This is a genomic window from Mobilicoccus sp., from assembly GCF_032060985.1.
GTDB lineage: Bacteria > Actinomycetota > Actinomycetes > Actinomycetales > Dermatophilaceae > Mobilicoccus.
In genome coordinates this window covers 71686-95371 of sequence record NZ_DAMBGD010000003.1, presented here as the reverse complement: position 1 = coordinate 95371, position 23686 = coordinate 71686, and the positions used below count along the sequence as shown (strand labels likewise).

General features: G+C 71.4%; 19 protein-coding genes and 1 pseudogene. 10 read left to right on the top strand and 10 right to left on the bottom strand.

Annotation, left to right across the window (positions count from 1 at the left end; all coding sequences use genetic code 11):
- Positions 1 to 50 precede the first annotated feature (50 nt).
- Complete coding sequence (locus RT054_RS03580; protein WP_312721536.1) at positions 51 to 986, top strand: cation diffusion facilitator family transporter; 936 nt, start codon at positions 51 to 53, stop codon at positions 984 to 986.
- A gap of 113 nt (positions 987 to 1099) precedes the next feature.
- The gene (locus RT054_RS03575) at positions 1100 to 1594 is read left to right on the top strand and encodes an OsmC family protein (RefSeq protein ID WP_313022184.1); all 495 of its coding nucleotides are present in this window, start codon (positions 1100 to 1102) and stop codon (positions 1592 to 1594) included.
- A gap of 16 nt (positions 1595 to 1610) precedes the next feature.
- Here the strand turns inward: RT054_RS03575 and RT054_RS03570 are convergent, their stop codons facing one another.
- The 5 genes from RT054_RS03570 to RT054_RS03550 form a co-directional block, all read right to left on the bottom strand.
- Entirely contained in the window at positions 1611 to 2111 is a 501-nt protein-coding gene (locus RT054_RS03570) for a hypothetical protein (protein WP_313022183.1), read from the bottom strand.
- Between the two features lie 50 nt (positions 2112 to 2161).
- Positions 2162 to 3022 carry an SGNH/GDSL hydrolase family protein gene (locus tag RT054_RS03565; protein ID WP_313022182.1) on the bottom strand — a complete coding sequence of 287 codons (861 nt, stop codon included), beginning with the start codon at positions 3020 to 3022 and terminating at the stop codon, positions 2162 to 2164.
- 150 nt (positions 3023 to 3172) lie between these two features.
- Positions 3173 to 3367 carry a PspC domain-containing protein gene (locus RT054_RS03560; RefSeq protein WP_312721530.1) on the bottom strand — a complete coding sequence of 65 codons (195 nt, stop codon included), beginning with the start codon at positions 3365 to 3367 and terminating at the stop codon, positions 3173 to 3175.
- A 202-nt stretch (positions 3368 to 3569) separates the two neighbouring features.
- On the bottom strand, positions 3570 to 3986 hold the full coding sequence (locus RT054_RS03555) for a DUF779 domain-containing protein (RefSeq protein ID WP_313022299.1): 417 nt from the start codon (positions 3984 to 3986) through the stop codon (positions 3570 to 3572).
- Positions 3987 to 4120: 134 nt separating this feature from the next.
- Complete coding sequence (locus tag RT054_RS03550) at positions 4121 to 5644, bottom strand: aldehyde dehydrogenase family protein (RefSeq protein ID WP_312721528.1); 1524 nt, start codon at positions 5642 to 5644, stop codon at positions 4121 to 4123.
- Between the two features lie 192 nt (positions 5645 to 5836).
- Between RT054_RS03550 and RT054_RS03545 the strand changes: the two genes are divergently transcribed.
- From RT054_RS03545 to RT054_RS03525, 5 genes are all read left to right on the top strand, one after another.
- A complete protein-coding gene (locus tag RT054_RS03545) occupies positions 5837 to 6742 on the top strand; it encodes a DUF952 domain-containing protein (protein ID WP_313022181.1) in 906 nt (301 codons plus the stop codon).
- Positions 6743 to 7563: 821 nt separating this feature from the next.
- Entirely contained in the window at positions 7564 to 8586 is a 1023-nt protein-coding gene (locus tag RT054_RS03540) for a hypothetical protein (protein ID WP_313022180.1), read from the top strand.
- 812 nt (positions 8587 to 9398) lie between these two features.
- Positions 9399 to 11309: a hypothetical protein gene (locus tag RT054_RS03535; protein WP_313022179.1), complete on the top strand. Its 1911-nt coding sequence runs from the start codon at positions 9399 to 9401 to the stop codon at positions 11307 to 11309.
- A gap of 78 nt (positions 11310 to 11387) precedes the next feature.
- Positions 11388 to 12182: an alpha/beta fold hydrolase gene (locus RT054_RS03530; protein WP_312721196.1), complete on the top strand. Its 795-nt coding sequence runs from the start codon at positions 11388 to 11390 to the stop codon at positions 12180 to 12182.
- Between the two features lie 41 nt (positions 12183 to 12223).
- Entirely contained in the window at positions 12224 to 13135 is a 912-nt protein-coding gene (locus tag RT054_RS03525; RefSeq protein WP_313022178.1) for a rhomboid-like protein, read from the top strand.
- Here RT054_RS03525 and RT054_RS03520 read toward each other — a convergent pair.
- A complete protein-coding gene (locus tag RT054_RS03520; protein ID WP_313022298.1) occupies positions 13080 to 14843 on the bottom strand; it encodes an ABC transporter ATP-binding protein in 1764 nt (587 codons plus the stop codon). The genes RT054_RS03525 and RT054_RS03520 overlap by 56 nt on opposite strands.
- A 165-nt stretch (positions 14844 to 15008) precedes the next feature.
- A pseudogene (locus tag RT054_RS03515) lies at positions 15009 to 16781 on the bottom strand (ABC transporter ATP-binding protein); the annotation flags it as partial.
- Between the two features lie 134 nt (positions 16782 to 16915).
- On the opposite strand from RT054_RS03515, the gene RT054_RS03510 reads away from it, so the two are divergent.
- Positions 16916 to 18031 carry an alpha/beta hydrolase gene (locus RT054_RS03510; protein ID WP_313022177.1) on the top strand — a complete coding sequence of 372 codons (1116 nt, stop codon included), beginning with the start codon at positions 16916 to 16918 and terminating at the stop codon, positions 18029 to 18031.
- Positions 18032 to 18062: 31 nt separating this feature from the next.
- A complete protein-coding gene (locus tag RT054_RS03505; protein ID WP_313022176.1) occupies positions 18063 to 19202 on the top strand; it encodes an alpha/beta hydrolase in 1140 nt (379 codons plus the stop codon).
- Here the strand turns inward: RT054_RS03505 and RT054_RS03500 are convergent.
- The 3 genes from RT054_RS03500 to RT054_RS03490 all read right to left on the bottom strand — a co-directional run bounded on the left by RT054_RS03500 (position 19192) and on the right by RT054_RS03490 (position 23044).
- Positions 19192 to 21549, bottom strand: coding sequence for an excinuclease ABC subunit UvrA (locus RT054_RS03500; protein ID WP_313022175.1), 2358 nt, complete (start codon positions 21547 to 21549; stop codon positions 19192 to 19194). The genes RT054_RS03505 and RT054_RS03500 overlap by 11 nt on opposite strands.
- A 101-nt stretch (positions 21550 to 21650) precedes the next feature.
- Positions 21651 to 22469 (bottom strand): undecaprenyl-diphosphate phosphatase, encoded by an 819-nt coding sequence (locus tag RT054_RS03495; RefSeq protein ID WP_396837200.1) that lies wholly within the window; start codon positions 22467 to 22469, stop codon positions 21651 to 21653.
- Between the two features lie 20 nt (positions 22470 to 22489).
- Positions 22490 to 23044, bottom strand: a complete 555-nt coding sequence (locus tag RT054_RS03490) for an NUDIX hydrolase (RefSeq protein WP_313022173.1) — start codon at positions 23042 to 23044, stop codon at positions 22490 to 22492.
- Between the two features lie 119 nt (positions 23045 to 23163).
- Here RT054_RS03490 and RT054_RS03485 point away from each other — a divergent pair, with 119 nt between their 5' ends.
- Positions 23164 to 23682, top strand: coding sequence for an ACT domain-containing protein (locus tag RT054_RS03485; protein WP_313022172.1), 519 nt, complete (start codon positions 23164 to 23166; stop codon positions 23680 to 23682).
- The last annotated feature ends 4 nt before the right edge of the window (positions 23683 to 23686 follow it).

Sequence of the window (23686 nt, the reverse complement as noted above, 5' to 3'; positions counted from 1 at the left end):
GCGGGGGAGGGGTGGTGGGGAGCACTCGGCGCGGGGCCGATACTTGAGGGGTGACTCAGGAGACCACCTCGTCCAGCGCACGCGACCTCACCCGTTACGCGTGGCTGTCCATCGCGACCGCCGTCGTCACCATCGCCCTCAAGGCCGGCGCCTGGTACATCACCGGGTCGGTGGGGCTGCTGTCCGACGCGGCCGAGTCCGTCGTCAACCTCGTCGCCGCGTTCTTCGCCCTCATCGCCCTTCGGGTGGCGGCCCGGCCGGCGGACAAGAGCCACCACTTCGGCCACAGCAAGGCCGAGTACTTCTCGGCGGGGGCCGAGGGCGTGATGATCTTCGTCGCGGCCGTGTTCATCATCGTCGCGGCCATCCAGCGACTCATCACCCCCGCACCCATCGAGAACGTCGGCATCGGCCTCGCGATCTCCGTCGTCGCCTCGATCCTCAACGGGGTCGTCGCGATGCTCCTGCTCCGTGCAGGCCGACGACACCGGTCCAAGACGCTCGTCGCCGACGGCAAGCACCTCCTCACCGACGTCTGGACGACCGTCGGTGTCCTCGTGGGCGTGGGGCTCGTCGCGCTCACCGGGTGGCATCGGCTCGACCCGATCGTCGCCCTCCTCGTCGGCCTCAACATCATCGTCACCGGGTGGAAGCTCGTCAGCGAGTCGGCCGAGGGGCTCATGGACGTCTCGTGGCCGAAGGAGGACAACGCCGAGCTCGCACGTCTCATGGGTCGGTTCACCGGCGGTGAGATCGACGTCCACGCCCTGCGGACGCGCGAGTCCGGCCACCAGCGCTACTGCGACTTCCACCTGCTCGTCCCGGGGGCGTGGAGCGTCAACGAGGCCCACGACCTGTGCGAGGAGATCGAGACCGCCGTCAAGGAGACCTTCGACGGCGTCGTCGTCACCGGCCACATCGAACCGCGGGAGGACCCGCGCGCCTACCGCGACTACGAGACCGAGGTCGCGATCCCGCGCGACTGAGTGCCGTCGGCGAGGCGGTCTCCGTAGGCTGGCCGGGCCGGTGCACGGCGTCGGCGCGGCGGACCCACCCACGGGCGGGTCCCGCCGCCGGTACGGACCTCAGGGAGCGGGCGATGACGGACGTGACGGCCACGGGTGGTCAGGACGCGCGGGATCGGGACGAGCAGGCACGGTTCCCGGGCCGCCGGCGAGCGGAGGGGTATCGCCAGGTCTCGCTCACGCGGACCGGCGCGGGCGCGTTCGAGGCGGTGAACGCGCGGGGCGGCCGGGTCCCGATGGGCACGGGGACGAGCGAGGACTTCACACCCGTCGAACTCCTGCTCGCCGCGATTGCGGGGTGCAGCTCCGTCGACGTCGACATGCTCACGGCGCGGCGCGCCGAACCCGCCACGTTCGAGGTGGAGTGCAGCGGGGTCAAGGTCGACGACGACGAGGGCCACCACCTCACCGACATCCAGGTGAGCTTCACCGTGCGGTTCCCGGAGGGGGAGGGTGGCGACAAGGCCCGCGCGATGGTGCCGCGCGCCATCGAGGCCTCCCGAGACCGGCTGTGCACGGTGTCCCGCACGGTCGCACTCGGCACGCCGGTGGCGATGCGTCAGGAGTGAGGTCCGAGCGGGCCGACTAGAGGTCCTCGACGTGCATCGCGGACTCCTCCGGGGAGAGCGCGTCGCCGTGCGAGGGCATCTCGAGTTCCTCGTCGATCGAGTCGGCGTCACCCGCGGTGGCGACCGCTTCGAGGTCGTCGCCACCGGCGGCGATGTCGATCCCGTCGGGGAGGGGTTCACCGGTCGAGTCGAGCTCCCCGTCCCCGCCGCCGAGGACGTCGGACTCGGCGGGGATGGCGTCGGGGTCGTCGCCGCCGAGACGGTCGTCGCGGTCGTCGAGTCCGCTCTCGTTGTCGGGGGCGCCGTAGGCGGAGTCCGGATCGGGCTCCTCCTGCATGATCCGTTGGTCGATCGTCTCCTCGACGGGCTCGGCGTCGCCACCGAGGTACTCACCGCTGCGCGGCTGTCCATCGGGCGGGGAGACGGGCAGGTCATCGGCCTCGTCGCTGCTGATGCGCGTGTCGTCGAAGGCGGGGTCGCGCGGGCGGTCGTCGAACTCTGTGGGCTGGTCTCTCATGCCCCTACCCTGCGACGGCGCAGGTCGGGACGCAACAGCGCGTCCGCCGGTCAGGGGGGAGGAACGGGCGGCCGCGTCCCGGCGAGCACCAGCTCACGCAGGCCGAAGCGGGGCGCCCGGCCCGTCTCTCGCGGTCCCTCCGTGACCGCCGGGTGCCCGGTGAGCCGTGGGCTCGGGTGGTCCTCGGTGGGAGGGGCGGGGATGAGATCGGGGTGGAGCGCCTGAGCGACGGCGTCCGCGTAGGCCGCGTGACCTCGGTCGGTCGGGTGGAAGGAGTCGCCGAACGGCCACGTGGGCCCGTGGATCCACGGCTCGGGGCTGCAGATGTGGTGGCCCTCGAATGCGGCGCGCACATCGACGCCGGTCGCGCCGGCGCGTCCCGCGACGCCGAGGATCAGGGCGTCGAGGTCGCCGACCCCGGCCTGCAGGGCGGCGAGCTCGGCGGTCGAGAAGAACGTGGACCAGTGGCAGTCGTACGACCCGAACAGCTGGGGATAGCCCGTCACCACGACCTGGGCGGCGGGGGAGCGGCGGCGGATGTCGCGCAGCAGCCGGAACAGAGCGAGGGGCAGGGTCACCCGGGTCCGTCGACGGGCGGCCTCGATCACCCGGACACCGTCGACGAGCCAGCCCGGCTTGGCCGCCGCGAGGATCACCGGGGTGAAGCCCGCGTCGTTGCCGGCGACCGTCAGCGTGACGAGACGGGTGTCGGGGCCGAGGGCGCCGAGCTGCAGTCGGCGGACGTCCTCGACGGTCGCCCCGTGACACCCCTGGTAGGCGAGGTCGACTCCGAGACGCGCCGCGAGCAGCGGGGGATACCCACCCGGGCGGCGGCATCGATCCCCGGACGTGCGCGACCCGATGCCCGCGGCGAAGGAGTCGCCGAGGGCGACGTACGTGGCGCCTGACATTCCGCCACCCTGTCACGCCCCGGCGGGGGTCGCGCGTGGTTCTCGTCCCTCACCGGTCGCCGTGGGGAGTCTGGAGGTCTCGGGCGGTCTCGGGCGGTCTCGTCGTCCCGAGGCTCGGGGCCGAGGGCGGCCGGGGGCGGGCGGGTCGCCTCAGATGCCGTCCTCGGCGGGGATGAGCGCCCACAGCACCAGGTAGATGACGAGCTGCGGTCCGGGCAGCAGGAGCGAGGCGACGAAGAGGAACCGCATGAGCGCGGGGCTCATGTCGAACCGCCGGGCGAGTCCGCCGCAGACACCTGCGAAGACCTTGTCGGACTGGTTGGTACGGACGAGACGCTGGTTCATCGACGCTCCTGTGGTGGGTGGCTCGTGGGTGATCCGGGGAGCGGGCCGGGTCGGTCCCGCTGCTCACAGTCAACCCGGCCGCCCTGATCACGGCCATGGGGGACCTCCCTGGCTCGACCCCGGCGCGCACGGGTCTCCGCGGCGGGGTCCGCCCTCGCGTCCCCGTCGAGTCAGGCACCGACCTCGACCGCCCAGGCGGGGCTCACTCGTCGAGGTCGAGCGCGGCGCGCTCCTCCGGGGTGAACAGCCGGGAGCGCGTGAGGAACCGCAACCCCTCGGGGCCTTCGAGCGAGAACCCGGCCCCGCGGCCGGGGACGGCGTCGATCGTGAGGCGCGTGTGCTTCCACGCGGCCCACTGCTGCCGGCCGATCCACACCGGGATCGGCGGTGACGCGGGGATCTCGAGGTCGCCGAGGTGGACGTCGGCGTCGCCGGTGAGGAACTCCCCGGCGGGATAGCACATCGGCGCGCTGCCGTCGCAGCAACCGCCGGACTGGTGGAACATCACCGGGCCGTGGAGTGTGATGAGGCGCTGCAGCAGAGCGGCGGCGGCCGGGGTCACGGCGACCCGGGTCGGGCCCGCGGTCGGGAGCTCCTCGACCGGGACGTCACTGCACATGGCCGCGTCCGGCGCGCACGCAACGGGCGGCGGGGAGGCGGTGGCGTCGGTCATCGGGGTCTCCGGGAAGAGGGCCGCGGGTGCGTCTCACGCCGTTGTGCGACGCACCCGCGGGAACGGGGGGACGGGCGGGCTCAGAAGAAGCCCTGGGCGTCCTTGGAGTAGCTGACGAGGAGGTTCTTCGTCTGCTGGTAGTGCTCGAGCATCATCTTGTGGTTCTCGCGACCGATGCCCGACTGCTTGTACCCACCGAAGGCCGCGTGGGCGGGGTAGTGGTGGTAACAGTTCGTCCACACGCGTCCGGCCTTGATCGCCCGGCCCATCGCATAGGCGCGGTGCATGTGCCGCGTCCACACCCCGGCGCCGAGGCCGTAGAGGGTGTCGTTGGCGATCGAGAGGGCCTCCGCGTCGTCGGCGAACCGCGTCACCGAGACGACGGGTCCGAAGATCTCCTCCTGGAAGATGCGCATCGTGTTCGTGCCCTCGAACACGGTGGGCTGGACGTAGAAGCCGCCGGAGAGGTCGCCACCGAGGTCGACCCGGTCGCCGCCGGTGAGGACCTTCGCGCCCTCCTCCTTGCCGATCGAGAGGTAGCTCATGATCTTCTCGAACTGGTCGTTGCTCGCCTGCGCGCCCATCATCGTCGCGTCGTCGAGCGGGTCGCCCTGCGTGACGGCCTCGACGCGCTTGATGCCGTCGGCGAGGAACTCCTCGTAGATCGAGGACTGGATGAGCGCGCGGGACGGGCACGTGCACACCTCGCCGGAGTTGAGCGCGAAGAACGCGAACCCTTCGAGGGCCTTGTCGTAGAAGGAGTCCTTCTGCTCGCCGATGTCCTCGAAGAAGATGTTCGGGCTCTTGCCCCCGAGTTCGAGGGTCACCGGGATGATGTTCTGGCTCGCGTACTGCATGATGAGCCGCCCGGTCGTCGTCTCGCCGGTGAAGGCGATCTTGGCGATGCGGGGGCTGCTCGCGAGCGGCTTACCGGCCTCGGCGCCGAACCCGTTGACGACGTTGATGACGCCGGCCGGGACGAGGTCGGCGATGAGCTCCATGAGCACGAGGATCGACCAGGGCGTCTGCTCCGCCGGCTTGAGCACGACGCAGTTCCCCGCGGCGAGGGCGGGGGCGAGCTTCCACACCGCCATGAGGATCGGGAAGTTCCACGGGATGATCTGCCCGACGACGCCGAGGGGCTCGTGGAAGTGATAGGCGATCGTGGCCTCGTCGATCTGGCTGATCCCGCCCTCCTGCGCACGGATGCACCCGGCGAAGTACCGGAAGTGGTCGATCGCGAGAGGGATGTCGGCGTTGAGGGTTTCGCGGACGGCCTTGCCGTTGTCCCACGTCTCCGCGACGGCCAGCGTCTCGAGGTTCTCCTGCATGCGGTCGGCGATCGCGAGCAGCAACGTCGCCCGCTCGACCGCCGAGGTACGTCCCCACGCGTCGGCGGCGGCGTGGGCGGCGTCGAGGGCGGCCTCGATGTCGCCGGCCGTCCCACGAGCGACCTGCGTGAACACCTCACCGGTCACCGGTGTGACGTTGTCGAAGTACTGCCCGTCGACCGGCGCCTTCCAGTCGCCACCGATGAAGTGCTCGTACCTGTCCTTGACGGTGACGGGGGAGTCCGAACCACCGGGTCGGGCGTAGGTCGTCATACAGGAACTCCGTCGTTCGTAGGGGGAGGCGCTCGTCGTGAGGCCCTGGCCATGTCGCCGCGACGAATCGCCGCGCGTGAGATGCACGTCACATTAGGGGCAGAGGTGTCCTGAAGTACAGGGGCGCGCCGAGGAGGATCGGGGGCCGAGGTGGGTCGGAGGTGGTTCCGGCGACCGGCGATGATGGGCGCCATGACGATCTATCACCTCGCCGAACACCGTGATTGGGACGCCGCCCGGCACTCGGGGGAGTACGGCATCTCGACCCGCGGCGCGACCATCGACGAGGTCGGGTTCCTGCACGCCTCCCTCGACGCGGAGCAGGTCGCCGGGGTGCTCGGGCGGTTCTACGCCGACGTCACCGACCCGCTGTGCGTGCTGGCCCTCGACGAGGACCGGCTCTCGGCCACCGGCCACGTCGTCCGCCTGGAGCCGGGTGACCCGGGCGATCCCGCCTCGGAGCTCTTCCCCCACGTGTACGGAGGTCCCGTTCCCGTCGATGCGGTGCGCGACGTCCTTCTCGGCCAGCGTCCGACCGACCTCGTCGCGGCGGTCCGCAGTCACGGCGCCGCGGTCGTCCAGGGCGAGGTCGAGGAGTGGTGGGACCTGCTCGACGCCGAGGGGAACACGACCGGTGAGCGCGTCCGCCGCGGTGACGGCGGTTGGGAGGACGGGCGCTACCACCTCGTCGTCGGTGTCTGCCCCGTGCGCGCCGACGGGCGTGTGCTCGTGTCGCAACGCGCGACGACGAAGGACTGGCCGTTGTCGTGGGAGTTCGCGGCCGGCAGCGCGCTGCTGGGGGAGAGGAGTGAGGAGGCCGCCGTCCGGGAGCTCATCGAGGAGGTCGGGTTCCGGGTGGGTAAGGACGAACTCGACCTCCTCGGACGTCGCACCGAGTCGAACGCCTTCTTCGACTTCTACCTCGTGCGCGTGCCCTCGGACGCGACCGTCTCCCTCGACCCGGCCGAAGTCGCCACCACTCGCTGGGTCGATCTCGACGAGGTCGAACGCCTCTGGCGGGCCGGGGATCTCGCCGACCCCTGGGGCGATCGTCTCGAGGTCTGGCTCGACGAGCTGCGGCGTCGGGTGCGGGCTTGATCAACCCGGCTCAGGGCACGAGGGACCGGGCCAGGGCAGCACGCACAGGCCTCCCCGTCGCTACCGATCCTTGCGTCGTCCAAAGCCCGGAGCGCCCAGAGGGTGAGCAGGAGTCGCTCGGCGGGGGCGCGGACCGAGCCGGCGAGATCGCCGTCTCCCCACGCCCAGGTGTCCCCGGTGTCATCGGCGACGAAGCGGACCACGACCGCCAGAAGGCGACGGGATCTCCGCGGGGGCCGCACGTCCACGGTGGCGACGCGGGCTCGGCCTCCACATGCGGCCGACCCGCACGGAAGCAGGTGACGAGCTGGTCACCGAGATGTCGGCGCCGGGATCGTGGTGCCGCGCCCAGCTCCCACGCCCGTCAACGGAGGCCTGCCGCACCATGTGGTACACCCGCCCAGGTGTCGGATCAGCACGCTCATGGGCGTCCAGCACCGTGGACACGTTGCCGATGAGTGGGACGCCGTAGCGCACCGTGCCCCGTCGCTCCCGCAGCTCCCTCTGGGGCACTCCTCCCTCGTCCGTTGCGGTGTTCGCGTCGCCGCGCGGGTGAGGACACCGCTCACGGCCGGTCGTGTCACCGATGCCGACGACGCAATGGGAGACAAGGGCGCCGTTGTCCGGGGCGCGGCATTCGGTGACCGGGGCGTGGACTAAGCCAACAGTGACCGCGCCGTCGCATGATGTCGCCGATACCGGTGACGACTCGCCCGATCGATGGTGGGCGGCTGGTCAGATGGTGGGCGGCTGGTCAAGGGGGTGCAGCGCATCGATGCTGTTGGAACACCTCAACGCCGAGCAGCTACCAGAATCTGGTCATGTCACAAGACTCAACTGTTGCCAGAGCAGACGACCTGTCGAAGGGCTCAGCAGGGTTCACCAGCTTCGTTGCTCGGGTGTTGGAGCAGCTGGCCGTGAGCGCGTGGTTGCCGGCGGCGATGCTCACCGCCGTGGGCGCTCTTCTCGTGACGATGCACCGTGAGTCCACCTCGGACGTCGGTGCCGCGGTGTCGATCATGTCGAGTGCGTCGTGGACGGTCTTCATCGTCTGGGCCTTCGGCCTCGTCCTGGCGACGATGGTCACGCAGGCATTCTCCTTCGGGGTCATTCGCGCGCTCGAGGGGTACTGGGCCTCGGGATGGGCGCTCGACTGGGCGACGCGCGTCAGGGTGCGCCATCACGTACGACGATCGGAGGTCCTACACCGACGGGTCGTGGAGCTGCACAGGCGACTCTTCGAGTCTGCGCGCGGTAGGCTCCTGGCAGAGGAGGAAAGGGACCACGTCGACGTGTGGGAGACGGACGTCTACGACATCCCACCGGAGCGGCAACGAGTCTCTGATCCGGCCACGATCGCTGCTGCGCTGGAGATCGATTGGCGCGAGAAGGGCGATCCTGCGGTGGCCGCGCTCTTCTACCGCGCCGCTCAACGCGTCGGCGACTACCCCACGGCGCCTCATCGCATCCTGCCGACGAGGATGGGGAACGTTCTGCGTGCCTCCGAGGAGCGTCTCGGGCTTGAGGGGGACCGGCTGGAGAGGTTCGTCATGGACAATCACCTGCTGGTCCCCAGCCGCCTGATGGGTCAGCACGATCAGTTTCGCGATCGATTGGAGATGTACTCTCTGCTCGTATTCGTGTTCTTCGCGTTGGCCTGCGCAGCAGGGCCCCTGCTGGCCGGGGTCAGGGGTCACCCCGTGTCGGCGCCCATTACGGGCGTCGCGCTACTGCTGGCACTGTCTATGCTCAGCTACCGCGCCGCCATCGCATCGGCACGCGGCTACGGCACCGCCCTGGTCGCCATGCGGGACGAGATCTCCGCGCATCAGACTCCTGGTTAGCCCGAAGCGGGTCAGCGCTGACGACTTGCCTCCCGCACCATAGGGATCTTGTGGGACGGGCAAACGGGTGCCAGGGTCTTAATCTGGCTCTGTCCACACCCGCCGCGGGGGCAGACCCACACGGTTGCCGTCACCGCGCCCACGCCAGGCACTCTGTCGTCGCCCATATCCCATGATCATGCGCGGGTCGGGGTACGGTCAAGAGTTCACGTGCGGGATCACGTCTTTCGGGAGGACGCCGAGCTTCGTCGGCCGTGTAGCGTCCGCATCTGAGCAGGGGCCCGGGCAGTCGGAAATGACATAATGTGGATTATCGGCGGTGATCCCTGGCATGGGGTGAGACGAGACGACTGCTGCCGAGTCCGTTCCGGTGCAGCGGCCGCAGCGGTCTCCCCGTGTCGACGCCGTCGGCGCACCGTGCCGGTCGACGGTGAGGTCTCGACTGTGACGGCTTGAGCGCCGACGGATGCGGCGCGCCTCTCGTGCGACGACATCGACGCACACCGACGACGCCACCACCGTCGGACGCGCGTTGTTCGCCGACCCGGCAATCCGCGGCTTGTCCTCCCATCGCGATGGGCTGTGTCCGGCGGTGCCCTCACCGCCCCGGCGTGTCGCGTCTGGATGGTGCGCGAGTCGGGGCCCAGGTCCTCGCGGCGTGGGCGCCCGCTGGGGCGGGACCTCGGCCGATGTCGGATCGTACAGGTATTCGAGACAAGGCCATGTGGACAGTGTTGGAAACCGCGTCAGGGCGGTAGAATGGGAGGACGAAGACCCGCCCCGGGTCTTGAGAGGTGTGGGAGGTGTGTGCGATGACGTCGACCGCGGCGCCGGTCGTCACGCTGGCCCCACCCGAGGGCTGGGGGGTCGGGCAGGAGGTCCCGCCCGAGGTGTTCGTGGGGCTGTCCGAGAACGAGATGCTCGCCGAGATGGAGAACATCGAGCGGCTCACGGCATGGTTGGCGGCACGGGCGGTGTCGCTGACCGAGCAGCTCGTCCTGTCCCGCGAGGCCGCCTCGGAGGATCCGCTCGTGACCGACTCGGCGCGTGCGGCCCGTCTGCACCGTGCCGAGGTCCACGCCGGGTTGGAGGACGAGATCGCCCTGGCCACCGGCATCACGGGCCGCGGGGCGCATACCCGGATGGCGATGGTCGTCGGCGACCCTCAGCGAGCCCATTCCATCCGCGCCGCGCTGGCACGGGGTGAGCTGTCGTGGGCACGAGCGATGCAGGCCTTCTCCGCGGTGTCCTTCGTCGATGCCGAGACCGTGCCGGGCGTCGTCGAGGCGATCACCGCGCCCTACCCCGCGCGCAGCATCCACGGCGTCGGCGGGCTGCTGGTCCCCCAGCCGATCTTCACCGCGCGACTGTCCCGTCAGGTCGCGAAACACTCCACCCGCCAGAGGCGCCACCGTGAAGCCCTCGCCGATCGGCACACCTACGCCCTCCTCGATCACGAGGACGGCACCGGCAGGTTCACCGTCACCGGGCACGCCGGGCGCATCGCCGGGGCGCACGAGCGCGTCGATGAGCTGGCGCGCCGGCTGCGCAGGGAGGGTGACCCCCGCACCGTGAGCCAGCTGCGTTCCGACCTCGCCCTCGATCTCCTGCTGTTCGGGGAGTTGCCGCAGTGCCGCGACATCCTCGGGGACCTCCCGGCGGCGCGGGTGCACGTGACCGTCTCCCTCGCGTGTCTGCTCGGGGCTGTCGACGAACCCGGCGTCGTGGACGCGGTGGGCCGACGGGAATGGCTCGCCGCGCCGATCGTCCGTCGGATGGCCGTCGCCGCCGGGTCGACCTGGACGAGGCTCGTCACCGACCCGGCCACCGGACACCTGGTCGACCTGTCCACGACGTCCTACGCCGTGACCGGTCGCCTGCGCGACCGGGTCCTCGCCCGCGATGGGATCACCCGCGCCCCCGGCCGGATGACGCCGGCGTCGCGGTGCGACACCGATCACGACATCGACCACGCGGCGGGCGGGCCGACGAGCGAGGCCAACGTGTCGGCCAAGGATCGTCGCGGGCACAACCACAAGACCCGCAGCACGTGGACGTCCGTGCGGGAGCCCGGGATCAACGGCGAGATCACCTGGACCACCCCGACGGGGCGGACCTACGCCACCACACCCTGGGATCACCGCGACCTCGATCCCACCCCGTTCTCCCCCTCCGAGGCGGCCTCGCTCTCGGGGCGCGAGTCGGCACCCGCGGAGTCCCCGCCCCCACGCCCCGCGTCGTGGGCACCTCCCGACGAACCCGTCGCGCCCCCGTCACCACCCCCGAGCGCCCTCACGCCACCAGTGGAGGAGGAACCGGCCCGTGCGGCCCGGGCGACGGCACCCGTAACGACAGGCGCGGCCGCAGGCGATGCGCCGTTGCACCCGGCACCGACGCTGCACGCGCTGTCCCGCGAGACCAGGCGGCGCACCCCGCCACCACGACCGCCCGTGCCCACGCGGGAGGAGGCCGTGCTGCGGCACGCCGACGTCACGGGTCTCACGCCGGAGGGGGCCGAGGCCGACATCCGTATCCTCATCGACACCGAGCTCGGACTGGACGCGGGCGACTCCTCCCCGGCCGACTGGCGAGGGGAGGACGACGGCGAACCGCGCGGCATCCGCACCCTTCGACGGCCGTCCTCGCACGTCCGTGCCGCCCGTGCCGCCCGTGCCTCGACGACACCGTGGCACCTGCGCTCGGTCGGCCCGCCACCCTTCTGACCTGCCGGCGGAGCACCTGCGCTCGCCCTGGTGTGGACCCGTTCCCGGCGCCGCGACGAGGCTCGTTACCCTCGGCTCGTGACTACCGGAACTCCCCTGCTCGCCGAGTCGATCGTCGGTGACTCCGGGCCCACGGTCGTGTTCTGCCACGGCCTCTTCGGCCGCGGCCGCAACTTCGGCGCGATCGCCGGGGCCCTGCAGCCGGACTACCGCTGCGTCCTGCTGGACATGCCGAACCACGGATCCTCCCCGTGGACCGATGATTTCGACTACGAGACCGCGGCCTCGATGCTCGTCGACCACCTGCGCGCCGGCGTCGCCGCCGACGGCCCGGTGCACCTCGTCGGGCACTCCATGGGCGGCAAGATCTGCATGACCGCCGCTCTCATGGCGCCCGACCTCGTGGATCACCTCGTCGTGGTCGACATCGCGCCCACGAGCTCCGAGGCCACGACGGAGTTCGTCCACCTCATGGACGTGATGCTCTCCCTCGACCTCGACTCCGCCCACACCCGCCGCGACGTCGACGCGCAGATGGCGGCGGAGGTCCCCCAGTCGGGACTGCGCGGGTTCCTCCTTCAGAACCTCCGCCACGAGGGCGACCACTTCGCCTGGCAACCGAACCTCGCGATGCTGCGCCGCGACATCGACGCCGTCATCGGCGAGATCCCCTTCCTCGGGCGGGAGTTCGAGGGCCGAACACTGTGGGTCGCCGGGTCGGAATCGGGTTACGTCACCCCCGAGGCCACCCACGTCATGCGGGGCTCGTTCCCCCACGTGCGGAAGGTCGTCATCAAGGGCAGCGGCCACTGGGTCCACTCCGAGAAACCCAGGGAGTTCACCGCGGTCCTGCGCGCCTTCCTCGACGCCTGACCCTCGGAGGCCGGCCTCGGCGCGGGTCTAGCATCACCGGCATGGTCAGAGAACTCGTACCACCGCTGGTGGTCGTTCTCGTCGTCCTCGTCGGGCTGTCCTGGGCCGACGACTGGGCCCTCACGCGGCCGGTCCGCCGATGGTGGACACGCCACGACGACGTCATCGTCTGGTACGTCACGAGTGCCCCCGCGACGTTCATCTACCTGGCGCTGCTGGGGGTGACGACGTGGGTGCTGCTCGGCATGCCGGACCTGCCGCGGCGCCTGTTCATCGAGAACCAGTCGACGAACCTCAGGGAGCTCGCGACCAACCCGCTGCGGGTGCTCGTCCGCAGCGCCTTCTTCGTCACCAACAGCGAACTCGCCTGGTGGATCGCGTTGTTTGCCATGCTGTTGGCTCCCGCGGAACGGTGGCTCGGCTCGGCCAGGGCGATCGCGGTGTTCGTCGTCGGCCACGTGGGTGCCACGCTCATCGCCGCCGTCGACGTGTGGGTGCACATCACCTACCGCGGCGCTCCGGAGTCGCTCATGCGCGTCCAGGACACCGGTGCGAGCTACGGATTCGCCGCTCTCGCCGCCCTGTCGATCTACCGGTTGCGGGGCGTGAGCCGCGTCGGGCTCGGCGTCGTCCTCGCGGCGGTCGTCGGCTATGGCGCGATCGAGGGCACGGGCTTCACCGCTCGTGGACACGCGGTCGCGGTCCTCATCGGGTTGTCACTCGTGGCGGTGGCGCGCTCCCCCGTCGTCCGCGCGCGGGAGAGCTCCGCGGGCGAGTTGTGGGAGCTGTGGCGTCCCGCCACCGCGGACGGACCGACCTCACCGGCCACGACCGCGGTGGTCTGTCCGAGCTGCGGGACCGTCGTCGTCGAGGCCACCCCTCCCCCGGTCCGGGCCGTCACGCGGCCTGCCAGGCGTGGTAGAGCGCAGCGAATCGCCCGCCGGCCGCGATGAGATCGGCGGGCGAGCCGTCCTCGACGACGCGTCCGTCGTCGACGACGAGCACCCGGTCGGCGATCATCACGGTCGAGAGGCGGTGCGCGATGATGAGCGCCGTCCGGGCACCGAGGAGTTGGGTGAGCCCCTCCTGCACGGCTCGTTCGGAGGGGATGTCGAGGGAGCTCGTCGCCTCGTCCAGGATGAGCACCGCCGGGTCGGCGAGGAAGGCCCGCGCGAACGAGATGAGCTGGCGCTGACCGGCGGAGACCCGTCCTCCCCGGGTGTTGACGTCGGTGTCGAACCCGTCGGGCAGCCGCCGGATGAACGCGCCCGCACCGATGGCGTCCGCGGCGGCCTCGATGTCGGCGCGCGAGGCCCCCGGACGGCCGACCGCGATGTTCTGCGCCACCGATCCCGAGAAGAGGTACGCCTCCTGGGTGACCATGACGACGCTGCGGGTGAGGTCCTCGGCGGTGAGGTTCCGGACGTCGATCCCGTCGAGGCGCACGCTCCCCCGGGTCACGTCGTAGAAGCGCGCGACGAGCTTGGCGATCGTCGACTTGCCCGCCCCCGTCCGACCGACGAGCGCGACGGTCTGACCGGCGGGGATGTGCAGGTCGAGCGGGTGGAGGACCAGTGGCCCGCGCGGGGTGTACCTGAACGCCGCGTCGACGAGGTCGATCTCGCCGCGCGCCCGCGGCAGGGGCGTCGGGTCCTCCGGGTCGCGGACGGCGGGCACCTCGGCGAGCAACGCGGCGATCTTCTCGAGCGCCGCGACGGCCGACTGGAACGAGTTGTAGAAGTTCGCGATCTCGTCGATCGGCTGGAAGAAGCGCCGAGCGTAGATGACGAGGGCGACGAGCACGCCCACCTGCAGATCGCCGGACAGCACCCGGAACCCGCCGACGACGAGCACGACGGCGATCGTCGCGTTCGCGAGGATGCGCAACGCCGGCTGGTAGATCCCGAAGATCATGATCGAGGCGAGGGAGGCGTCACGGTAGTTCTGCGCCAGGGTGTCGTAGCGGGCGAGGTCGGCGTCCTCCTTGCGGAACGCCTTGACCGCCCGGATGCCCGTCATCGCCTCGACGAACTGGACGATGAGCCGCGCCGAGTGCGTCCGGATCCCCCGGTAGGCCTCCCGCGACCGCCGCTGGAACCACACCGTGAGCGCGACGCCGGGCACGAGCATGAGCAGCATGACGGCGCCGGTCACCGGGTCCATCGCGAGGATCAACGCGATCGTGAAGAGCATCGACAGCGACGAGCCGACCATCACGTCGATCCCCGAGTCGAGGAGCTCCCGCAGCGCCTCCATGTCGGAGGTCTGCCGTGACACGATCCGCCCCGAGGTGTAGCGCTCGTGGAACTCCAGGTCCTGACGCTGAGTCTGCCGGAACACCCGACGTCGCAGGGACAGCAGCACGTCCTGGCCGATGACGGTCGACTGCCGCACGTACCCGAACGTGAGCGCCCCTCCGACCACGGCGGCGAGCAGGAGCGCCACGGCTGCGAGCACGGTCGGCACGGGATCCCCGGCGAGGAGGGCGGGCAGCGCGTGGTCGATGCCCCAGGCGATGATCGCCGGTCCCGCGACGACGGCGAGCTGGGCGAGAACGACCATGACGCCGAGGACGCCGATCCGGCCCCGCACCGGGCGGAGCAACTCCCCCAGCAACCGCGACGATCTGCGCCGCGCGGCCCGGTTCTCGTCGGCCGTCAGGGTGCGGTCGTCCTCCCCCGTGGGTGGGGGGTCCGCCGTCGCGACGGAGGTGGTCACGGCGCCCGTCTCCGCCGTGGGCGCCGATGTCGTCGTCCCTCCAGGCTGCTCGAGGACCGACAGGCGTCCTCGCGGGGTCGCCGTGGTCGCCGTGGTCGTCGTCGTGTCGGTGAGCTCGGTGATGTCGCGGTTGTGGGCGGCCTCGCGCTGCTGGTCGGTGAGGACGTATCGGTAGCGCGCGGAGGTCGCCATGAGGTCGGCGTGGGTGCCGACGGCGACGATCCGGCCACCGTCGAGAAGGGCCACGCGGTCGGCGAGCGCGACGGTCGAGGTGCGGTGGGCGACGACGAGGGTCGTCGTGCCGGAGAGGACCTCACGCAGGCGGGCGGTGACGGTCTCCTCGGTGCGGGTGTCGAGCGCGGAGAGCGGGTCGTCGAGGAGCAGCACCCGGGGGCGGGCGGCGATCGCGCGTGCGAGGGCGAGGCGCTGGCGCTGACCCCCGGAGAGGCTGAGCCCCTGCTCGCCGATGCGGGTCTCGACCCCGTCGGGCAGATCGAGGGTGAAGCCGGCGTCGGCGGTCCGCAGCGCAAGGTGCAGGAGGTCGTCGGACTCCTCCGGGTCGAGGCCGGGGTCGGCGCCGAGGAGGACGTTGGCCCGCACCGAGTCGGAGAACAGCGTCGCGTCCTCGAAGGCGACGGCGGTGAGGCGTCGCAGGTCGGTGAGACCCATCTCGCGGACGTCCACGCCGTCGACGGTGATGCGGCCGCCGGTGACGTCGTAGAGCCGTGGCACGAGCTGGAGCAGGGTCGACTTGCCGCTGCCGGTGAGGCCGACGAGGGCCATCGTCTCCCCGGGGCGCACGTGCAGGTCGACTCCGTCGAGCAGGTCCCCGCCGCGGGTGGGCGCGTCGGGATAGCGGAAGCGGACGTTCTCGAATCGAACGTCACCGCAGGCGGATTCGCCGTCGACAGGGACCGGGTGGTCGGGCGAGGTGATGGTGTCGGGTTCGTCCATCACCTCGTAGTGGCGTTCGAGGGCGGTCGTCGTGTTGACCGCCTGACCGAGGAGCTGTCCGAGCATCCGCGTCGGGCCGATGACGAGGGTCGCGGTCGCGAAGTAGGCGGCGAGCCGGCCGACGTCCATCGTCCCGGCGGCGACTCCGTGGAGACCGAGGTAGAGCGCGACACCGAGCGCGAGCTCGGGCAGGGCGAAGATCGCGGCGGTGAAGGAGGCCATCGCCGTGGCCTTGCGCACCTCGGTCCGGCGGAGCTCGTCGGCCTGACCGGTGAAGACGTCGAGGGCCGTGGGGCCCCGGCCGAACGCCTTGAGGACGCGGATGCCCTGGACGGACTGCTCGATCGTCGTGGCGAGGTCCCCACTCTGGTCCTGGGACAGGCGCGAGAGCGCGTGGTAGCGGCGGCTGAACCTGTACGAGATCGCCGTGACCGGCGCGGCGCCGAGGAGGAACACCCCGGCGAGCAGCGGGCTGGCCCGGACGAGGAGGGCGACGCCGACGAGGATCGTCACCGAGCTCGTGACGACCATGATCATCCCGAACGCGACCCACCGGCGGATCTGGTTGATGTCGCTCATCGATCGCGACAGCAACTGGCCCGAGCCCCAGGCGTCGTGGAACGCGACGGGCATCCGCTGCACCTTGTCGTAGAAGCGGACCCGCATCTGCTTCTCGGCCGTCGTGGCCGGCGCGACGGCGAACGTGCGCCGCAGCCAGATGAGCGAGGCCTCGACGAGGCCGAGGGCGAGCACGGCGGCGCCCGCGGTGAGGACGGCGGTCCTCGTCGGGTCCGCCTCGAGCCGGTCGACGAGCCGCTGCAGCACCTGCGGGATGAGCAGCGCGACGATCGAGGCCGTGAGCGCGGAGAGCAGCCCGAGGAACAGGCGCGCGCGGATCGGTCGGATGGTCGTCCACAGCCGACCCATGGGGGAGTTCACCGGCGCCTCGACTCTCGCGTGCCCTCGAGTTTCGCGTCCCCTCGTCTCTCGGGGGCCGACCCAGCCTAGAGGCCCGGTCCGGAACCGCCGCGCTCCGCCTCGCGGCTCCTAGGCTTCCGGTCATGACGATGACGACGGTCGCCGCCGACCACCTGCTGCCCGGGATCACCGCCTCCGACGTCGACACCGCGCGGCTGCGGATGCGCGTCCTCGCCCGCGAGGGCGCCACCCTCGAGCCCGGGGCGAGGGTGCTGCTCCTCGTCCACGGCAACGTGTCGTCCTCACTCTTCTACCAGCGCCTCATGCTCGCCCTCGCCGACGAGATGCCCGACCTCGTCACCCTGGCCCCCGACCTGCGCGGCTACGGCGAGACCGAACCCGCGCCGATCGACGCCTCGCGCGGCCTCGGCGACCACGTCGACGACCTGCTCTCCCTCCTCGACGCCCTCGGCCTCGACGCCGTCGACGCGTTCGGGTGGTCGATGGGCGGGGGCGTCGTGGCCCGTCTCGCCGTCGACGCTCCCGGGCGGGTGCGGAGTCTCACCCTCCAGGCGCCGATCTCCCCCTACGGGTTCGGGGCGACGACCGACGCGCAGGGCACCCTCGCGACGCCCGACGCGGCCGGCACCGGGGGCGGCGGGGCGAACCCGCGGTTCGCCGCGTTGCTCGCCGCGGGCAGCGTCGAGGGTGACGGCACCCCCGAGGCTCCGGAGGCCTCCGCACCTCGGGCGACGCTGCGCGCGGTGTACGTCGCGCCGCGGGAGGAACCGTGGCCGGATGAGGACATGTGGGTCGCCTCGATGTGCACGACGAGCGTCGGCCCCGATCACTACCCGGGCGACGCGACGCCCTCGGAGAACTGGCCGGGGTTCGCCCCGGGCCGTCGGGGCATCCTCAACTCGATGTCGCCGCTGTTCTGTCGGTGGGACGATCTGGCCGGGGCGCCCGGCCCGGACATCCTGTGGGTGTACGGCGACGCCGACCGCATCGTCTCCGACGCCTCCGGCCTCGACCTCGCGGTCCTCGGCGCGGCCGGTGTCCTGCCCGGATACCCGGGGGCCGACGTCCTGCCGCCGCAGCCGATGATCGCCCAGACGCGGGCCGTCCTCGAGGCCTACCGGGCGGCTGGAGGCAGCTACCGCGAGCTGTGCCTGCCCGGGGTCGGCCACTCCCCGCACCTCGAGGCCGACGTGCAGGTGCGGAGCGCACTCGTCGCGCATCTGCGCGCCACCGGGTGAGTTCTGCACCGGGAGCGGCCTACGATCGAGCATGACCTCGGCGATCGTGGCGGCGGACCACCTGCTGGACGGCGTGAGCGCCCTCGACGTGTCGACCGCGCGACTACGCCAGCGGGTGCTCGTCCCGACTCGTTGCGCCGACGCCCTCCTCGCGGGAGAGGCGGAACGGGTCGTCGTCCTCGCCCACGGCAGCCTGTCGTCCTCGCTGATCTTCCAGCGGTTGCTCCTCGCCCTCGCCGAGGCGAGACCCCAGGTCGTGCCGATCGCCCTCGACTTCCGTGGGTTCGGTGGCACCGAGCCCGCGCCCGTCGACGCGACCCGTGGGCTGCGGGACCTCAGCGACGACCTCCTCGCGCTCCTCGACGCCCTCGACGTGCCCGCCGCGGACCTGCTCGGCTGGTCGATGGGCGCCGGTGTCGTCGCCCGGGCGGCCGCCGACGCCCCCGGCCGGGCCCGCACCCTCACCCTCCTCGCCCCGATCTCGCCGTTCGGATTCGGTGGCACGAGCGGCCCGCAGGGGCGCCTCACGACCCCCGAGGCCGCCGGCACCGGGTCCGGGGGCACGGTGTGGCGGTTCGCCTGGCTCCTCGCCGCGAAGAGCCACAACGGATGGGGGACGCGGCTCGTCCCGGAGCTGTTCTCCCCACGCGGGGTCATCCGGGCCATGTACACCGCGCCTCGGCTGCTCCCCTGGCCCGACGAGGACCTCTGGGTCACCGCGATGTGCACGACCCACGTGAGTCCCGACCACTACCCCGGGGACATGCGGTTCACGTGGCGGTGGCCCTACTTCGCGCCGGGCCGGCGCGGCATCCTCAACGCGATGTCGCCCCTGTACTGCCGGTGGGACGACCTCGTCGACTCCCCCGCCCGGCCCCCGATCCTGTGGATGCGCGGCGATCTCGACATCGTCGCCTCCGACCTCTCCCTCCTCGACACGGCCGTGGTGAGCGGGGCGTTCCTCGCCCCGTGGATCCCGTTCGCCGCCACGGCCTCCCATCCGATGGTGAGTCAGACCCGGGCGGTGCTCGACCGGTACGTCCGCGCCGGGGGACGGTACGAGGAGGTCGTCCTGCCCGGCGTGGGGCACTCCGTGCACCTGGAGTCCCCGACGCGGGTCCTCGAGGCCCTCCTCGCCCACCTCGACAGGGTCCCGGTCCTCACGCGTTGACGTAGAGCGCGAGGTGCTCGCCGGTGAGCGTGGAACGCGCCGCGACGAGGTCGGCGGGGGTGCCCTCGAAGACGACGCGACCGCCGTCGTGGCCGGCGCCGGGGCCGAGGTCGATGATCCAGTCGGCGTGAGCCATCACCGCCTGGTGATGCTCGATGACGACGACCGAGCGGCCCGCATCGACGAGGCGGTCGAGCAGCGCGAGGAGGTTCTCGACGTCGGTGAGGTGGAGGCCGCTCGTCGGCTCGTCGAGGACGAGGATCCCGCCCCGCTCCCCCATGTGCGTCGCGAGCTTGAGCCGCTGCCGCTCCCCGCCCGACAGGGTCGTGAGCGGCTGGCCGATGGTGATGTACCCGAGGCCCACGTCGGCGAGCCGGTCGAGGATCGTCCGCGCCGCGGGGACCCGTGCCGCCTCGCTCGCGAAGAACTCGCGCGCCTCGCTCACCGGCAGCGCGAGGACCTCGGCGATGTTCCTCCCGCCGAACCGGTACTCGAGGACCTCCGGCTGGAAGCCGAGGCCGTCGCACACCTCGCACGGGCTCGAGACCGTCTCGGCGAACCCGAGCTCGGTGTAGATCACGCCCGCGCCCTTGCACGTCGGGCACGCGCCGGCCGAGTTCGCGCTGAACAGTGCGGGTTTGACCCCGTTGGCCTTGGCGAACGCCTTGCGGATCGGCTCGAGCAGCCCGGTGTACGTCGCCGGGTTGCTGCGCCGGGAGCCCTTGATGGCGCCCTGGTCGATCTCGACGACGTCCTCCCGCGGACCCAGCGACCCGTGGATGAGCGAGCTCTTGCCCGAGCCGGCGACGCCGGTGACGACGACGAGGGCACCCAACGGCACGTCGACGTCGACGTCGCGGAGGTTGTGGGCGGTTGCGCCGCGGATCTGCACATGGCCGGTCGGCGTGCGCACGGCGTCCTTGAGGTGCGCGCGGTCGTCGAGGTGACGGCCCGTGAGCGTCCCCGAGGCCCGCAACCCCTCGACGCTCCCCTCGAAGCACACCGTCCCCCCATCGGGACCGGCCCCCGGACCCAGGTCGACGACGTGGTCGGCGACCGCGATCGTCTCCGGTTTGTGCTCGACGACGAGCACGGTGTTGCCCTTGTCACGCAGCCGCAGGAGCAGGGCGTTCATGCGGTCGATGTCGTGCGGGTGCAGGCCGACGGTGGGCTCGTCGAAGACGTACGTGACGTCGGTCAACGCCGACCCGAGGTGGCGGATCATCTTCGTCCGTTGCGCCTCGCCACCGGACAGGGACCCCGCGGGCCGGTCGAGGGAGAGATACCCGAGACCGATCTCGACGAAGCTGTCGAGCAGGTCGGACAGGGTGCGCACGAGCGGACCCACGCTCGGGGCGTCGAGGTCGCGGACCCACGCGGCGAGGTCGGTGATCTGCATCGCGCAGCACTCGGCGATGTTCACCCCGGCGATCCGCGACTCCAGGGCGTGGCGGGCGAGACGCGTCCCCCCGCACTCCGGGCACTCGAGGAACACGACGGCCCGGTCGACGAACGCCCGGATGTGCGGCTGCATCGCCTCCCGGTCCTTGGCGAGGATCGAGGTGCGCACGCGCGGGAGGATGCCCTGGTAGGTGAGGTTGATGCCCTCGACCGTGATCTTCGTGGGCTCCTTGTGGAGCAGGTCGTCGAGCTGGGCGGCGGTGAACGACTTGACCGGGGCGTCCATGTCGAACCCGAACCCGGAGAAGATGCGCCCGTACCACCCGTCCATCGAGTATCCCGGCACGAGGATCGCGCCCTGCGAGAGGGACTTCTCCGGGTCGTAGATGGCAGCGAGGTCGATGTCGGAGACGTGACCGGTCCCCTCGCAGTTCGGGCACATCCCGCCGGTGATCGAGAAGCTGCGCCTCTCCTTCGTGCCCTTCTTCGCGCCGGTCTGGATCGTCACGGCGCCGGCGCCGCTGAGGGAGGGGACGTTGAAGGAGTAGGCCTGCGGGGAGCCGACGTGCGGATCACCGAGTCGGGAGAAGAGCACGCGGAGAATGGCATTGGCATCCGTCGCCGTGCCGACGGTCGAGCGGATGTTCGCGCCCATCCGCTCCTGGTCGACGATGATCGAGGGGGTGAGTCCCGTGAGGACGTCGACGTCGGGACGCGCGAGGGTGGGCATGAACCCCTGGATGAACGCCGGGTAGGTCTCGTCGATCATCCGTCGCGACTCCGCCGCGATCGTGTCGAACACGAGTGAACTCTTGCCCGAGCCCGACACCCCGGTGAACACCGTGAGGCGGCGCTTGGGGATCTGCAGCGAGACGTCCTTGAGGTTGTTCTCCCGCGCGCCCTCGACGCGGACGAGGTCGTGGCGGTCGGCGGGGTGCGCGTGCATCTGGCTCCCTCGAGCGGTCGGTGCGCACCCGGTCGGCCCGAGGCGTCGCGACCATTGTGGAGGCCGGTGGGCCCCAGGGGAACGGGTGGACCGAAGACCGCTCAGACCTGATCCTCGGGACGCAGGGTCCCGACGAGGAGGAGTCCTGCGAGCAGGGCGGCGAGCGCGAACCGATAGCGGACGAACCCGCGCAGGTCGGCCTCCGCGAGGTGTCGCATGAACCACGCGATGACGCCGTAGCCGGTGCCGAAGGCGACACCGGTGGCCGCGGCGAGGTGACCCCACTCCGGCGGGTTCGGGTCACGGGCGACGTCGAACGCCTGCTGGGCGCCGGAGATGAGCACGGCCGGGACGGCGAGAAGGAAGCTGTATCGGGCGGCCTCGGAGCGCTCGTAGCCGAGGAACAGACCGCCCGCGATCGTCGCCCCCGAGCGGGACACCCCGGGGACGAGCGAGAGCGCCTGGGCGCACCCGAACAACACCCCGTCGCGGATCGTGACGTCCTCGATCGTCTTGTCCTGCACGGACTTTCGGTCCGCGGCCCGCATGACGAGCCCGAAGCCGGCGAGCATCGTCGCGGTGACACGCAGGTCGCGGAACGGTCCCGTGATGAGCCGTCGCAGACCGGCCCCGGCGAGGCAGATCGGCACCGTGCCGGCGATGATCGACCACGCCGATCGGGCCTCGGTCGAGGATCCCGGGGCTCGGGTCGAGCCACGGGCGAGGCGGGTGATGTCGTCGCGGAACCACCAGAGCACCGCGGCCTCGGTGCCGAGCTGGGTGACCGCCGTGAACGCGGCGCCGGGGTCCCTGCCGCCGAAGAGGCGTCCGGCGAGGGAGACGTGGGCGCTGGAGGAGACCGGGAGGAACTCCGTGACCCCCTGCACGGCGCCGAGCACGAGCGCCTCTCCCCAGCTCATCCGGGCGGAGTGGTGGGGACTCACCCCACGGCCTCGGTGTGCGTGCCGTAGGTGCCGGTCCGACGGTCCTGCACCCACAGCTCCAGCCCGCGGCGCACGGTGCGGAACGCCAGTTCGTCCCAGGGGATCTCGTCGATCGTGACGAGGCGGTTCTCGATGGTCTCCGGGCCGGGCTCGAGGTCGAGGTCGAGCAGCCGCGCGCGGAAGAGCAGGTGCACCTGGCCGACGCGGACGACGTCGATCGCGCTGAACAGACCGAGGAGTTCGACGCGCGCACCCGCCTCCTCGAGCGTCTCCCGGGCGGCACCCTCGGCGAGGGTCTCCCCCAGCTCGAGGAACCCCGCGGGGACCGTCCAGTACCCCTTGCGGGGCTCGATGTTGCGGCGGCAGAGGAGGATCCGCTCCTCCGGCCCGCCCTCGTCCCACACCGGGATCGTGCCGACGACGTTGATGGGGTTGACGTAGTCGATGTAGCCGCAGTGCGGACAACAGGCGCGCGGCCTGTCCTCCATCTCGGGGATGCGCTGCTCGGTGGGGGTCCCGCAGCGCCGACAGAAGCGGATCTCGACGGCCATGCCCACGACTCTAGAGGCCCTCGAAGTCTCGCCGGAGTCGCCCTCGCCGCGGGTGCACGTCGGTAGGCTCGTCCTGCCCTGGCACCCGGTGCCGCCCCGAGGGAGAAATGGTGGATGACGTGGACGTTCTCGTAGTGGCCTTCACCGGCGACGACGGCCCTGGCCTGGTCCACGCGCTCGCCGAGGTGATCTCCGATCACGGGGGGAGCTGGGAGTCGAGCCACATGGTCTCGTGGCACGGCGTGTTCGCCGGCACGCTCGTCGTCACCGCCGAGGCCGACCGGTGCGAGGCGCTCGCGGAGGATCTCCGGGCCCTCGACGGGATGCTGCAGATCCACGTCCGCGCGGCGACCCGAACCCCCGTCCGTGAGGGGGTGCGGTCGATCCGCCTCGACGTCGTCGGCAGGGACCATCCCGGCATCGTCGAGGAGTTCACCGCCGCGATCGCACGCCCCCGGGTGAACGTCCGGTGCCTGGACAGCAGGAGCACCCAGATGCCCGGCGGCGGCCAGGAGTTACGCGTCCACGCGCACCTCGAGGTGGGCGGGGGGACGGATCTGCACGCGTGGTTCGACGGGCTGCACGACCTGGCCCGCCGCCTGGACGTCGAGTTGACCCTCACTCCCGCGGGCGAGTGAGGGT